Annotated in this window: 14 protein-coding genes; 3 read left to right on the top strand and 11 right to left on the bottom strand. The window is 58.7% G+C overall.

Annotation, left to right across the window (positions count from 1 at the left end; translation table 11 throughout):
- Positions 1 to 4: 4 nt before the first annotated feature.
- From gap to VMN77_01485, 11 genes are all read right to left on the bottom strand, one after another.
- Entirely contained in the window at positions 5 to 1,009 is a 1,005-nt protein-coding gene (gene gap, locus VMN77_01435) for a type I glyceraldehyde-3-phosphate dehydrogenase (GenBank protein HTN42443.1), read from the bottom strand.
- Between the two features lie 109 nt (positions 1,010 to 1,118).
- A complete protein-coding gene (locus tag VMN77_01440) occupies positions 1,119 to 3,530 on the bottom strand; it encodes a PBP1A family penicillin-binding protein (protein ID HTN42444.1) in 2,412 nt (803 codons plus the stop codon).
- A gap of 112 nt (positions 3,531 to 3,642) precedes the next feature.
- Positions 3,643 to 4,023, bottom strand: a complete 381-nt coding sequence (locus tag VMN77_01445) for a PilZ domain-containing protein (GenBank protein HTN42445.1) — start codon at positions 4,021 to 4,023, stop codon at positions 3,643 to 3,645.
- Positions 4,024 to 4,081: 58 nt separating this feature from the next.
- Positions 4,082 to 4,402, bottom strand: coding sequence for a PilZ domain-containing protein (locus VMN77_01450; protein ID HTN42446.1), 321 nt, complete (start codon positions 4,400 to 4,402; stop codon positions 4,082 to 4,084).
- 28 nt (positions 4,403 to 4,430) lie between these two features.
- Positions 4,431 to 5,963 carry a YifB family Mg chelatase-like AAA ATPase gene (locus VMN77_01455; GenBank protein ID HTN42447.1) on the bottom strand — a complete coding sequence of 511 codons (1,533 nt, stop codon included), beginning with the start codon at positions 5,961 to 5,963 and terminating at the stop codon, positions 4,431 to 4,433.
- A gap of 66 nt (positions 5,964 to 6,029) precedes the next feature.
- Positions 6,030 to 7,577 carry an RDD family protein gene (locus tag VMN77_01460; protein ID HTN42448.1) on the bottom strand — a complete coding sequence of 516 codons (1,548 nt, stop codon included), beginning with the start codon at positions 7,575 to 7,577 and terminating at the stop codon, positions 6,030 to 6,032.
- A gap of 119 nt (positions 7,578 to 7,696) precedes the next feature.
- The gene (locus VMN77_01465) at positions 7,697 to 8,392 is read right to left on the bottom strand and encodes a CPBP family intramembrane glutamic endopeptidase (GenBank protein ID HTN42449.1); all 696 of its coding nucleotides are present in this window, start codon (positions 8,390 to 8,392) and stop codon (positions 7,697 to 7,699) included.
- A gap of 47 nt (positions 8,393 to 8,439) precedes the next feature.
- Positions 8,440 to 8,601, bottom strand: coding sequence for a hypothetical protein (locus VMN77_01470; protein ID HTN42450.1), 162 nt, complete (start codon positions 8,599 to 8,601; stop codon positions 8,440 to 8,442).
- On the bottom strand, positions 8,598 to 9,029 hold the full coding sequence (locus VMN77_01475; GenBank protein HTN42451.1) for a hypothetical protein: 432 nt from the start codon (positions 9,027 to 9,029) through the stop codon (positions 8,598 to 8,600). Before VMN77_01475 ends, VMN77_01470 begins: the two co-directional genes overlap by 4 nt.
- 232 nt (positions 9,030 to 9,261) lie before the next feature.
- Complete coding sequence (locus VMN77_01480) at positions 9,262 to 9,849, bottom strand: DsrE/DsrF/DrsH-like family protein (GenBank protein ID HTN42452.1); 588 nt, start codon at positions 9,847 to 9,849, stop codon at positions 9,262 to 9,264.
- Positions 9,850 to 9,952: 103 nt separating this feature from the next.
- The gene (locus VMN77_01485) at positions 9,953 to 10,195 is read right to left on the bottom strand and encodes a sulfurtransferase TusA family protein (protein ID HTN42453.1); all 243 of its coding nucleotides are present in this window, start codon (positions 10,193 to 10,195) and stop codon (positions 9,953 to 9,955) included.
- 158 nt (positions 10,196 to 10,353) lie between these two features.
- Here VMN77_01485 and VMN77_01490 point away from each other — a divergent pair, with 158 nt between their 5' ends.
- The 3 genes from VMN77_01490 to VMN77_01500 all read left to right on the top strand — a co-directional run bounded on the left by VMN77_01490 (position 10,354) and on the right by VMN77_01500 (position 12,671).
- Positions 10,354 to 10,536: a hypothetical protein gene (locus VMN77_01490; protein ID HTN42454.1), complete on the top strand. Its 183-nt coding sequence runs from the start codon at positions 10,354 to 10,356 to the stop codon at positions 10,534 to 10,536.
- A 14-nt stretch (positions 10,537 to 10,550) separates the two neighbouring features.
- The gene (locus VMN77_01495) at positions 10,551 to 11,477 is read left to right on the top strand and encodes a site-2 protease family protein (protein ID HTN42455.1); all 927 of its coding nucleotides are present in this window, start codon (positions 10,551 to 10,553) and stop codon (positions 11,475 to 11,477) included.
- Positions 11,478 to 11,600: 123 nt separating this feature from the next.
- Complete coding sequence (locus tag VMN77_01500; GenBank protein ID HTN42456.1) at positions 11,601 to 12,671, top strand: HD domain-containing phosphohydrolase; 1,071 nt, start codon at positions 11,601 to 11,603, stop codon at positions 12,669 to 12,671.
- Positions 12,672 to 12,754: the final 83 nt, after the last annotated feature.

Consider the following 12,754-nt stretch of genomic DNA (forward strand, 5'->3'; position numbering starts at 1 on the left):
CCCATCAACCTTTCCGTCCGATATATTCTATAAGATCCCGCAGACGGCAAGAATAGCCCCACTCGTTGTCGTACCAGGCGATGACCTTCACCATGCGTCCGGCCAGGACCTTGGTCAGGGTGGCGTCGAGGATCGCCGAATGGGGATTGCCGTTCAGATCGACCGAGACCAGCGGCTCTTCCGTGTACTGCAGGATGCCTTTTAAAGGACCCTCGGCCGCCTGACGGTAACGGGCGTTTAACTCCGACTCGGTCACATCGCTTTCAACCTCGGCGACCAGGTCCACCACCGAGACGTTCGGCGTCGGAACGCGGATGGACATTCCGTCCATCTTCCCTTTCAACTGGGGAAGAACCAGAAAGAGGGCCTTGGCCGCGCCGGTGGTCGTGGGAATCATCGAGAGGTGGGCCGCCCGGGCCCGCCTCAGGTCTTTGTGAGGCAAATCCAGGAGGCGCTGATCGTTCGTCACGGAGTGGACGGTCGTCATTAATCCGCGCTTGATGCCGAAACCGTCCAGGAGCACCTTCGCCACGGGAGCGAGGCAGTTCGTGGTGCAGGAAGCGTTCGAAACAATGGAATGCCTGCCGGGTTCATACATCGCCTCGTTTACGCCCAGCACGATCGTGAGATCGGGGTCTTTGGCCGGCGCCGAGATGATCACTTTCCGGGCCCCGGCGGCGAGATGCGCGCCCGCACCCTCGCGATCGGTGAATCGGCCCGTCGATTCGACAACGATGTCGATTCCCAGCGCCTTCCAGGGAAGTTTCATGGGATCTTTCTCGGCCAGCACTTCCATCGGCCGACCGTTCACCCGGATCGAGTTCTCCTTGGCCTCGATCTCGGCGGAAAGGACCCCGTGCACCGAATCGTATTTCAGGAGATGGGCGAGCGTTTTGGCATCGGTCAGATCGTTGACGGCAACGAACTCGATCTCACGATGGGATAGGGCCGACCGGAATAGATTGCGGCCGATTCGCCCGAACCCGTTAATACCGACTTTGATGGTCATCCTTGATCCTTATCATCGGTTTGGGAATCCATATCCCTGCTAAAAAGGGATTTTTATAGTAGGTGAAATCGCCCTCAAAAGTCAACTGGTCCGGTACAGCCCATCCGGATCAACCGCCCGCATCGATTCGGAAAAACTCGGCCGGCTTGGGCTGGGGATGGGACACCTTCGTGGGTTCGGTACCCTTCACAAAGATCTCGATCACGGCGTCATCCGCCCCTTCCGGCGCGAGGAGGCCGGTCTGCGGGTCGATCTTGGCGAACACCACGTTCTCCGGAATCGGAAAGGTCATTTCGGGCACCACGTCGAACGCCGCCCGCATGAAGCTGATCCAGATCGGCAGCGCGGCCGATGCGCCAGCCTCCCGATCGCCCAGCGATCGGACATCGTCGAAACCCACCCAGACGCCGGCGACAAGATTCGGAGCAAATCCGACGAACCAGGCATCCGTGAAATCGTTGGTCGTCCCGGTCTTCCCGGCCAAGGGACGACCCAGCACTTTGGCCCGCCATCCCGTCCCCTTCTGAATCACGTCCTCCATCATGTTGGTGATCACGTAAGCGGTTTCCTTCGCGATCACCTCGTTGGCTACCGGCTCGTGCTCTTCCAGCACCCGACCGGACGAATCCGCAACCGACAGGACCGAGATCGGCTCCACGCGAATCCCTTCGTTGGCGAAAACGCCGAAGACCGAGGCGAGCTCGATCAGGCTCACGCTCGAGGAACCGAGCGCCATGGAAAGATCCGGTGTCAGCGGGCTGGTGATGCCCACGCGTTTGGCGAATTCCACGACATTCTTGATCCCCACCCGATCCAGCAGTTTCACCGTCGCCAAATTGCGCGAATGGGCCAGGGCCTCGCGCAGGCTGATGGGGCCGAAAAATTTGGATTCGTAATTCTCCGGCCGCCAGACCTTCTTCTGCTCCTGGTCCACGAACACGATCGGGGAGTCCACCATGATCGTGGCCGGGGTAAACCCGCGCTCGATGGCGGTGGCGTAGATGATCGGCTTGAAGGCCGAGCCCGGTTGGCGGCGGGCCGAGAGGGCCCGGTTGAATTCGCTCCGCTTAAAATCGTAGCCCCCGACCATGGCCTTGATCGCCCCGGTCCTCGGATCCAACGCGATCAAGGCGCCCTCCACGACCGGTTCCTGATCCAGGCTGAGGACGGCTGTCTTGCCGCGGGGATCCAGCCTCCGAATCTTCACGCGGATCACATCGCCGACATGGAGGATGTCCGACGGCTTGGCATTGGGGTTAAGTTCGACGTCTTTGAGAAGGTCCGGTCCCTTCAGCCGTTTTTTGGCCCAGGCCATGCCCTCGGGTGAAATCCGTCCGGTCCGGCCGGCCGCCACGACGGTCGCTCCCTGTTCGTCCACGGCCGTGACCAGGCCGTCGATCACGTCCCCTTCCTTGACCGCGGCCATCCCCATGGTCCCGGTGCCGGTCTCCTGATCCTGGGCCATTTCTTTGGGGCTTTTGTGCGCGATCGGTCCGCGATAGCCCTGACGTTTATCCACCTCGCGGAGGCCCTCCTGTAAGGCCTGGTTGGCCGCCTTCTGCAGGGCGAGATTCAACGTGGTATAAACGCTGAGCCCGCCTTTGTACACCATGTCCTCGCTGTAGGCCGCGCTCAGATACTGCCGGAGGTATTCCATGAAGTACGGCGCGACCTCTTCTTCTTTCTCGAGTTTTTGAAAATAGAGGTCCTGTCCGTAGACGCGGCGGAATTGATCCTCGGTAATGAATCCCTCCTCCACCATACGGCGAAGGACGACGCCCTGGCGTTGCTTCGCGCGTTCGGGGTTTATGTAGGGGGAATACTCCGTCGGAGCCCGGGGCACGCCGGCCAGGTAGGCCACCTCGGCCAGATTGAGCTGATCCACGTTCTTGCCGAAATAGGTCCGGGCGGCGGACTGGACGCCGTAGGCTCCGTGCCCGAAATAGATTTGATTTAGATACAACTCCAGGATTTCGTCCTTGGTCAAAACCTTCTCGATTTGCCAGGCCAGCAGCGCCTCCTTGATCTTTCGCTTGAGGCTCTTTTCGGAGGATAGGAACAAGGAGCGGGCCAGCTGCTGGGTGATCGTACTCGCGCCCTGCCGGATACGGAGGGTCTCGATGTTGGTCAAAAAGGCCCGGAGAATTCCCAGCGGGTCGATTCCTTTGTGTTCATAAAAACGGGAATCCTCCACCGCGATAATCGCGTGGATCAGGTCCGGCGGCATCTGGCTGAACGGAACAACGACGCGCCGCTCGATGTAAAACTGGCCGATCAGTTGCCGATTTTCACCGTAAACCTTCGTCACGAGACTGGGCTGGTATTCTCGAAGGCTTTCGATGGAGGGAAGATCTCTTGAGAAATACCAGAGGGTCCCGCCCAGCCCTCCCGCCCCGAGGATTAAGAGGACGGCGGCGAGGAGCAACAGTTTGATCTTCCAGGACCACTTCGGCTTCGAAGGTTCGTCAAACTCGATTCCCTGAAAGATCCTGTCCTTATCATGCTTTCCTTCATATGGCACGTTTCACCCCAAATCGACGGCGATGGAGCCGCTTCCGTACTATTTATTACGGTTAATAAATTATTATACTTTGAAACGGTTTCGGCCCACAAGAAACCCGGCGGCCCTTCCTCTACAATTGCAAATTCTCCATGATCCTGAGATGCTTCAGGAGCTGACCGTAACGCTGGTCCGACATCGGCTCGAACTGAAGCCCGACCATGAAAAGCCGACCAGCAGCCTTGGCCCATCGGACCCGAGCCGCGACCTTCAATTCCGGGTCGGGTTGATCCTCTCCGAGGAGTTTGAGGGTCATGACAACGAGCTGTTTGGCCTTGACCGGTCGACACAGATAGACGCCGAACCCTCCGCGACCGATGCTGGCGAGGTAGGCCTCCTGGGGTTTATCTCCTCGCGCCGTCAGCGTCACCATGCCCATCGTGGTCAGACGAAGGTGTTCGCGCCGCTCGGAAATTGTGACCTCGTTCGTTTTTATTCTCGAGAGGTTGTTCACGGTTTCTTACGGTCGTTTCCGGGGAACCAACACCCCGAGACCCCCATATTCGACCCTGTCATGGAAAAAGACTGGTCAGTACGGCGTGATATTTATCTTCGGTCATTTTCTCAAACTGAACACCCACCATGTAAAGCGCTCCGGCCCGGGAGGTCCAGGCCACCTTGGCCTCGAATTCTTCTTCCTGGCCCTCCTGACCTTTCAATAAAACCGCGATGCGGAGTTTTTGGCCCGTCCGGGTCTTCTTACCCAGATAGATCCCGATGCCGCCCCGGCTGATATTGGCCAGATACCCTTCCACAAAATTTGGTTCGCCCGGCAACCAGACCCGGACCATCCCCATGATGGTCATCCGAAGATTCCGTCGTCGTTCTTTCATGCCCCTCCTTTCGCGCCGCACGCCCTCGTCATACCAGGCCCCGCCGATCGAGGGTGCGGTACTGGATCGCCTCGGAGACATGCGACGGCTCAATCCGTTCCTTGGCATCCAGATCGGCGATCGTCCGGGCGACCTTCAAGATCCGATTGTAGGCCCGGGCCGACAGGCCCAGCTTGTTCATCGCCAGCTCGATCAGTTTCCGTCCGTCGTCATCGAGGCCGCAATGCTTTTTGAGTTGCCGCGGCCGCAGCTGCGCGTTGCAGTAAATCCCGTCATTTTGATACCGCTCCTGCTGGCCCCGCCGCGCGTGGCTGACCCGTTTGCGGAGGGTGGTCGAATCCTCCCGCACCCGCTCCGCGGACAGATCCCGAAACGGAACCGCCGGCACCTCCACATGGATATCGATTCGGTCGAGCAAGGGGCCGGAGACCCTGGCGCGGTAGCGTTGGATCTGCAACGGCGTGCAGACACAGGCATGAGCGGGATCCGTGAAGAAACCGCACGGGCAGGGATTCATCGCCGCCACCAGCATGAACTGGGCGGGATACGACAAGGAGGCGGTCGCGCGAGAGATCGTCACCCGTCCATCCTCCAGCGGCTGCCGGAGCACCTCCAGAACGTTTCTCCGGAATTCCGGCAGTTCATCCAAGAACAGCACGCCGTTGTGGGCCAGGCTGACCTCTCCGGGTTTGGGCACGTGGCCGCCGCCGATGAGACCGGCGTCAGAAATCGTATGGTGCGGGGAGCGGAACGGACGGGTCGCGAGCAGGGGCTGCCGTTCGGGCAGCAGGCCGGCGACGGAATGGACCTGGGTCGTCTCGATGGCCTCGTCGAAATTCATGGCGGGCAAAATCGACGGCAAGCGCTTCGCGAGCATCGTCTTCCCCGAACCGGGCGGGCCGATCATCAAAAGATTATGGCCGCCGGCGGCCGCCACCTCGAGGGCCCGCTTGGCGTGCTCCTGGCCCTTCACGTCCATGAAGTCATCGCCGTAGACGGCCTTCTCCGAAAAAATTTCCTGAAGATTCACCGTGACGGGGACCAGGGACTGATTCCGGTTCAAAAACTCCACGACCTGGGGCAGCGTATCCGCGCCGTAGACCTGGATGCCCTCCACCACGGCCGCCTCGTTCGCATTTTCATTCGGAAGAATCAGGCCCCGCAGTCCGGCCTCCTTCACGGCGACCGCGATCGACAGGGCTCCACGGATGGACTTGACGCGGCCGTCGAGGGACAGCTCCCCCACGACGAGATAATCCCGCACCGACTCCGGTCCCAGGACCTCTTCGGCCACCAGAACCCCGAGGGCCATCGGCAGGTCAAAGGCCGATCCTTCTTTCTTGACATCGGCCGGGGCCAGGTTCACCGTGATTTTCTTCACCGGAAAATTAAAGCCGGTGTTCTTGAGCGCGGCCCGGACGCGATCCTTGCTTTCCTTGATCGCGGTGTCCGGCAGGCCCACGATCGTGAACATCGGGAGACCCAAGGCCACGTCCAGTTCCACATCCACAAGAATGGCGTCGAGGCCTAAAATGGCGCTGCTCCGTATTTTGGCGATCATGCTTCCCTCCCCAAGCGGACGTCCCGCAGGGCTCTCTATCAAGCGCCTGCTTCTGTAACGTCCGGTTTATGGTTTCGTCCGCACGACAACGGTCCGACCGGCCAGGTCGCCCAGACGTTGCCAACGGTCGGTGACGGCGAGGCTGATCAGCCCCACCCAGTAGAATAAGATCCCGTCCGCCAGGCGCAGGAGATTGCGGATTACGGACTGCCACATCGTGCAGGGTTTTAGATCCTGTCCCATCACCGCGATCCCGCAGAGCCGTTTGCCGACGGTCTGCCCCCAGAACCCTTCGGCCAGGCCATGATAGACAAGAAGCATGAACCCGGCGATCAATAAACCCGTCCCGGTTTCATTCAAAAAATGCGCGATGGGATTGGAGGATAGCAGGCTTTCCGGATCGAGCCGGGATCGAATGACGATCCATGCCGGGACGAGAATCAGCGCGGCATCGAACGCCTCGGCCAGAAACCGCTGCCCGATCGACGCAAAGCGGATACCCGGAGTCTTCGGCATGGGTTTCCAGTACGTCAGCGCGAACATCAAACCCACCGTGGCCAGCGTAACCATCACGAAAAAAAGCCACAACACCCGGTCCAGATAGCCGAGCATGGTCTGTCCCAGATCGCCTCCCATCAAAAGAACGGATCGTTCCGGGGCGCCGTCCTCCCAGGAGACATCCTCCATCTTGATACCGGCATTGATCATAAGATGCGGTTTGCCCTGCAGGAGGAATGCCGATAACTCCAGAAGACCGTCCGGAGCGGGCCGCACGATATCCTTCTCCCCATGCCACCCGCTTCCATCCCAAACCTTTAAACCGATCGGATGGGATTTCGGGGAACCGTTGGCCGGTGCCGGTCCCGTGACCGGAACATTCCAAATGTAGATTCGATCGGAGAACGACAGGGCATCGAAGCCTTCGAGCTGTCCAAACACCCCTCCCAACGATTCGACGCGACCCGGGTGTTCCCCATCCAATACCCAACGATAAAGAGTGTGGTCTTTTAGCCAGAAATAATTGACCTTGTCATCAAGGATCAGCAGGCGGGACGGACATTGTTCCGAGCAAAAGAGGTTCTGATCGTTCGGATCGGTCGCAATCGGCATGGGCCGTTCCCAGACGTCACGGGTGTAAGACGTCAGAGAGAAATCCTTCCCGAGGCGGCTGAGGACAAAGAGCTGCTCCGGTACCGTCCCGACAACCGGGTCGTCACCGATCCAGGGGGCGTCAAACCGCAGCCATTCCTTGCCGTCGAAGACGCGGTACGTCCCCTCACTGAAGAACCAGAGCTTGTCCGAGAAGGCGACCACGGATTGAAAGGGCTTGATTTCCGATTCCCCCTGCATCCGATCCTCCTCCACCGTATTCATCCACCGGCTCTCTTTGGACGGATCGGCCGATGAATCGCGCCGGATCAGGAAAAGATAAATCCGATTTCCCAGACCGGCGGCCTGAAGGTTATAGACCGGAGCCGGGAGTTGCGGGACAGGAATGCGGTGAAATAAATCCAGATAGACTCCGGCCGTCAGCAGTCCGATGAGCACGGCCGATCCAAGCGGGATGGACAGGCGGCGGCTCCAGAAGCGAACTTGATCCCGGTGATCCGTCATAATATTATAATAGCCCCTCCGAAGGAATTCTCATTATAAGAAGTTCCAATCCGGTTTGCAATCTTGACCCCGGCCGGAAAGGGGCTCATCGGCGGATTCGAATATGCACTCCGGCGGGGTCACCGGTAAAAAATCCAGAGGGCGGAATAAACCAGAATGACTTCGACGGCATGGGCCGCCATGGTGGAGAACAGGCTCCGGGTCCGGAGAATAAGCCCGCCCCATATCAAACCGTCCGTCAGCGCCAGCCAGTGATACCCCCGAAAGACCGTCATCATAAACGGGTCCCGGGAAAAGGCCACGGCCGATACGATCACGGCGAGAACAGGTCCGTACGCTTTGTCCCCCCCCATCGCGGCCAGTCGTCCCAGAAGGAACCCTCGGAAGTTCACCTCGACCAACACGGCGATCAGGACTATGCCCCATGGGACCATCAACGCAAACGGCATGCGCGCATGCGGCGTGTCACGCAGAAAATCAAAACTGTATCCCAGCCATGGAGTCAGTTTAACAATGACCCACAAATTGACAAGTCCGGTGAGACAGCCCACAAGTGAACCCACCCGCAGGCTTCCCGCCAGGTGACGCGTGACGATGAAAAGACCATCCAGACGACGGGTGTTGACGGCCGACCACACCGCGAGGCAGGCATAGGCGACGCCTTGAGGAACCAGCGTCGACCATAACGACGCGGGGAGCGCGGAGGACCAAATCGAGTAGGTAACGGTGAAGACGATTGGAATGACGGCCAGGCCGCTCCACCGTTCATTCCCGGGCCGGATAACCGTGGCTTTCGAAGATGAATCGAGCCGCAAATCCGACGTCGTATCGGCTTCGGATTTTGATCGAGCGTCGGCGATGTCTACTCCCCGCCGGCGATATCGGCCTTACAGTCGGCGCAGATCGTCATGATATCCGTCCCGGAGTAGACCGGGAAGAATTTCTCGGCCTCCTGCCCGCAGACGTCGCAAGTCCGGGGAGGAAGAACGGAGGGACTGAATCGCTGGGACGGATCCTGGTTCATATATATAGAACGGTCTCGGCGCCCTTCACCATCGTCAGCACCTGGGGCAGCCCCCAGACATCGTCGATCAGGGAATCTTTTCGGGCATCCTGGGCTGTTTTGTCGATATCCATGTACTCCAAACCGGCGCTGCAGACGATTACTTTCGCCCCGATTCCACGGGCCTCCCGGAACATTTCGCTGATGGGGGGTACTTTTTTCTCCTTCATGAGCTGAGTGATTTTATGGCTCCAGGACTGGTACTCGACCGGAAAATCGGAATGGTCCAACTGGCCCGAGTAGAATTTCTTCAAGGCCCAGAAAAACAGGATGATATAAACTTCGCTTCCCATCGCGGCCGCTGTCAGGGCGATCGTGGCCGTCTGGTACAGTTTATCATAGGTGCCGCTGTGGGCAAAGATGACGAATTTTCCCTTTTCTTGTTTCATGCCAGGCAGGATAACAGACCCCCACGGGCAAGTCAATTCGCCGGAGTGTGGGAATTTCACCAGCGAGCACGGCGAGCGAGAGGGGGAGGACTTCGGCGAGCTCAGTCGAGCGGCTTTCCCGGTGAAAGCGAGGATCGGGCCTTGCCCGTCCGAGCGCGGGGTGTGGGGGCATCGGAGGAGCGAAGCCCGCACGGGCCCCACAGATAATGACGGTGACGTGAGCCCCTAAAAATCAGATAAACAATGTGATATCGGCCTCGCCGGCATACTCGAGAAAAGTTGCCGCCCCGACCGGATCCGGGAGTCCGTCGATCAGATCCTCTTTCTTCAAGTTGAACATTTCCATTGCCATCTGGCAGGGCCACAGTTTGACTCCCGTCTCGAGCGCGATCTGCATGAGCTCCGGGACCGTGGCAATCTTTTTCTTCTTGATCTCCCGCTTCATCATGAAGGTCGCAAGGGATGTCATTCCCGGAAGGACGCTCACGATGTTGGGCATGGCCACCGGCATGGCCGGGTTTCCCAACGGCACAACCTTAAGCGAATCCTGATTGCCCTTTTTAAGGATGTTCAGGCCGAAAAATGAAAAATAAACGCCGGCTTCCATGTCCAGCGCGGCCGCGGTCGTGGCCAGGATCAGGGCCGCATAGGCGGTTTCGATCGTTCCCTTCGAGACCACCGCGATCGCCAGGCGCTTCCGTCGGCTTTCCTTTTCCTTTTTAAGTTTTTCCGCCACCAGCGCCTCGACGCGCCGATCGAGGATCTCCTTGACTTTTGCCTCGATCAGGTCGTTCAGGCTCTTATCGAGAGTGGTTGACATCTTAAATCTCCTTTATAGGTGGGGGCCCGTGCGGATGAGACTTACAACGTCCTCCGATGCCCCCACACCCCGCGCCTCTCGCGGCACAGCCGCGAACCGGCTCTTACTTGGCCTTTCGGATATAAAATTGAAACAAGCCGTCGGCCTGCCGATGCTCCAGCATCTCATGGCCGGTTCGTTTTGACCAGGCCGCCATGTCGGCCACAGAACCCGGGTCGGTGGAGATCATTTCCAGGACCTGCCCTACGGCCATCTTGTCGATCGCCTGTTTCGTCCGGATCACCGGAAGCGGGCAGAGGAGACCCTTGCAATCCAAGGATTGATCCACTTTAATTGTATCGGCCATATTGATTGTTTCCCTCCGTTTACGGCATGGAGACCGCTTATTTCGATGAGAATTATCATAGTCCGCCGTCCGACGTTAAGTCAAGGCTTGATTTGGCGCGGAGCCGGGCCCGATCCGCCATTGAACTTTCGCATGGAATGGAATATGATTAATTGGTTATGATGATGGACGAATTGGAAAGCTTGAGGGGACAACAGGTCGAAGTGGTCTATAACGCCCTCACCTATCGGGGCGAATTAACCGGCGCTTCGGAAGACGAAATCTATCTCAAAACGGGCACGGACTGGATTACGCTGCCGATGGACGGTATCCAACAGGTCCGCAAAGCGGATACCCCTTAAACCAGAGCTCGGCCATGGAAAAACCTTCCCTACACCCCATCCCGATCAACGAACCCGGTTCACCCGCGAAGACCGATTCCGAATCGTTTCGCTCGGGTGAAGAAGTCCGGATCCGCCAACAGATCCCCTGGGTCAACGCACTGCTTTTCATCGCAACGATCTTTACGACGCTCCTGGCCGGCGCCCTTCAACAGGGCGCGGAGGTCTTCCGCCATCCGGTCGAGCTGATCAGCGGAATACCCTTCTCCTTCACCCTGATGGCCATCCTCCTGACGCATGAGATGGGCCATTACCTCACCTCCCGCTACCACGGGGTCAGTGCCACGCTGCCCTACTTCATCCCGGCTCCGTCGATTATCGGAACCTTCGGAGCCTTTATTCGAATGACCTCGCCGATCCTGAACAAACGCGCGCTTCTCGATATCGGCGCCTCCGGACCGATCGCCGGATTCGTCGTGGCGATCATCGCCGTGGCGGTCGGATTGAATCATTCACGCATTGTCGAGGTTTCCACCCTCGAAGGAATGAAGCTCGGCACCCCGTTGATTTTCTCGATTATTTCCAATCTGACCATCGGCCCCGTGCCGGATAATTATGATGTGCTGTTGCACCCGATCGCGTTTGCCGGTTGGATCGGAATGTTCGTCACGGCCCTCAACCTGATCCCGATCGGCCAACTGGACGGCGGTCATGTGGTGTATGCCGTCCTCGGCCGGCATCATCGGACCCTTTCATTGCTTATGGTCCCTACCCTGATTCTGCTCGGGATAATCGGCTGGCCGGGCTGGTTTCTCTGGGCCGTGCTTCCGCTCGTTTTCGGGATCAATCACCCGCCGGTGCTGGATGCGGACCGTCCCCTCGGCCGGAGCCGGCAGATCATCGGATGGGTCTCGCTTGCGATCTTCATCCTGACCTTCACGCCAACCCCTTTCATGGGATAGTCGTCGTGGGACCGCTCAGCATGTCGCCAAAATATCGATTCGCCTTTTAACCCCTTGACAGGCGGCCTGAATTTGCTATTCTTAGGAAAACAATGTCCCTAAAAAAGTGAGGGTTTGGATCGGATGCCCATCGAAACTGAAAAGATCCTGATCGTGGACGATGAACCCAATATCCGAACCATTCTGTCCCGTCATCTTGCCAAGGTCGGCTACTCCTGCACCATCGCTGAAAATTCGCAGAACGCCATGGAGGTGCTGGAAACGACCCCCCATGCCCTGGTGATCACGGATATCCGAATGCCTGGACGGGACGGTGTTTGGCTTTTGCAAGCCCTGAAGGCCAAGTGGCCGGATACCGCCGTCCTGATGATCACCGCACTGGACGACTCCCAGATCGCAATCAATTGCCTCAAACTCGGCGCCTATGACTACCTCATCAAGCCCCTGCATCTCGAGGAGGTGACGCTGGCGACCCAGAGTGCCCTGGAAAAAAGGCGCTTGGTCGTCGAAAACAAGCACTATCAGGAGGAACTCGAGTCCAAAGTCGTGGAGCGAACCGCCAAACTCCAGGACGCCCTGGCGGAGTTGGAACTCAATTACGATCATACCCTGGAGGCGCTGGTGGCCGCGCTGGACGCGCGCGAGCACGAAACCGGCAATCACTCGAAACGCGTCGCACAATACACGCTTTTATTGTCGGATCCCTTCGATATGTCCAAGACGGACCGCCAGGACATTTATCGGGGGGCCTTTCTGCACGACCTCGGCAAGATCGGCGTCTCCGATAATATTCTCCTTAAGCCCGGCAAACTCACGGCCGAAGAATGGACCGAAATGCAACGGCACCCCTCCATCGGATACAACATCCTCAAACAGATCGGCTTCCTGGACGGCGCCCTCAAAACCGTCATCAGCCACCACGAAAGGTTCGACGGCAAGGGGTATCCAAAGGGGCTTCGCGGCCAAGAGATCCCCCTGGGCGCGCGCATTTTCTCGGTTGCGGATGCCTTCGACACCATGACCACCGATCGGCCCTACCGGAAGGCCTTGACGTATCCGGCCTCCCGGGACGAGATCCTCCGCTGCTCCGGATCGCAATTCGATCCCAAGGTGGTCGAGGCCTTTCTGAAGATCGCGGAGCGCGACTGGCTGGAATGTCAACGGGCCGGTCGGGATCCCCACTCGAAGAAGTAGAATCCCAGCGAGCCAAGCGAGCGAGAGGAGGGGCTCTATCCGGGTCCGCCCCTGCACCCGGCCGTTCGCAGCCGATGTGTGAA

The sequence above is a fragment of the Nitrospiria bacterium genome, assembly GCA_035498035.1.
Taxonomy (GTDB): Bacteria; Nitrospirota; Nitrospiria; order JACQBZ01; family JACQBZ01; genus JACQBZ01.

Bases quoted from the DNA above. Each gene is read 5' to 3' on its own strand.
- gap (HTN42443.1), bottom strand. From the start codon at position 1,009: ATGACCATCAAAGTCGGTATTAACGGGTTCGGGCGAATCGGCCGCAAT.
- VMN77_01450 (HTN42446.1), bottom strand. From the start codon at position 4,402: ATGAAAGAACGACGACGGAATCTTCGGATGACCATCATGGGGATGGTC.
- VMN77_01455 (HTN42447.1), bottom strand. From the start codon at position 5,963: ATGATCGCCAAAATACGGAGCAGCGCCATTTTAGGCCTCGACGCCATT.
- VMN77_01460 (HTN42448.1), bottom strand. From the start codon at position 7,577: ATGACGGATCACCGGGATCAAGTTCGCTTCTGGAGCCGCCGCCTGTCC.
- VMN77_01470 (HTN42450.1), bottom strand. From the start codon at position 8,601: ATGAACCAGGATCCGTCCCAGCGATTCAGTCCCTCCGTTCTTCCTCCC.
- VMN77_01475 (HTN42451.1), bottom strand. From the start codon at position 9,029: ATGAAACAAGAAAAGGGAAAATTCGTCATCTTTGCCCACAGCGGCACC.
- VMN77_01480 (HTN42452.1), bottom strand. From the start codon at position 9,849: ATGTCAACCACTCTCGATAAGAGCCTGAACGACCTGATCGAGGCAAAA.
- VMN77_01485 (HTN42453.1), bottom strand. From the start codon at position 10,195: ATGGCCGATACAATTAAAGTGGATCAATCCTTGGATTGCAAGGGTCTC.
- VMN77_01490 (HTN42454.1), top strand. From the start codon at position 10,354: ATGATGATGGACGAATTGGAAAGCTTGAGGGGACAACAGGTCGAAGTG.
- VMN77_01495 (HTN42455.1), top strand. From the start codon at position 10,551: ATGGAAAAACCTTCCCTACACCCCATCCCGATCAACGAACCCGGTTCA.
- VMN77_01500 (HTN42456.1), top strand. From the start codon at position 11,601: ATGCCCATCGAAACTGAAAAGATCCTGATCGTGGACGATGAACCCAAT.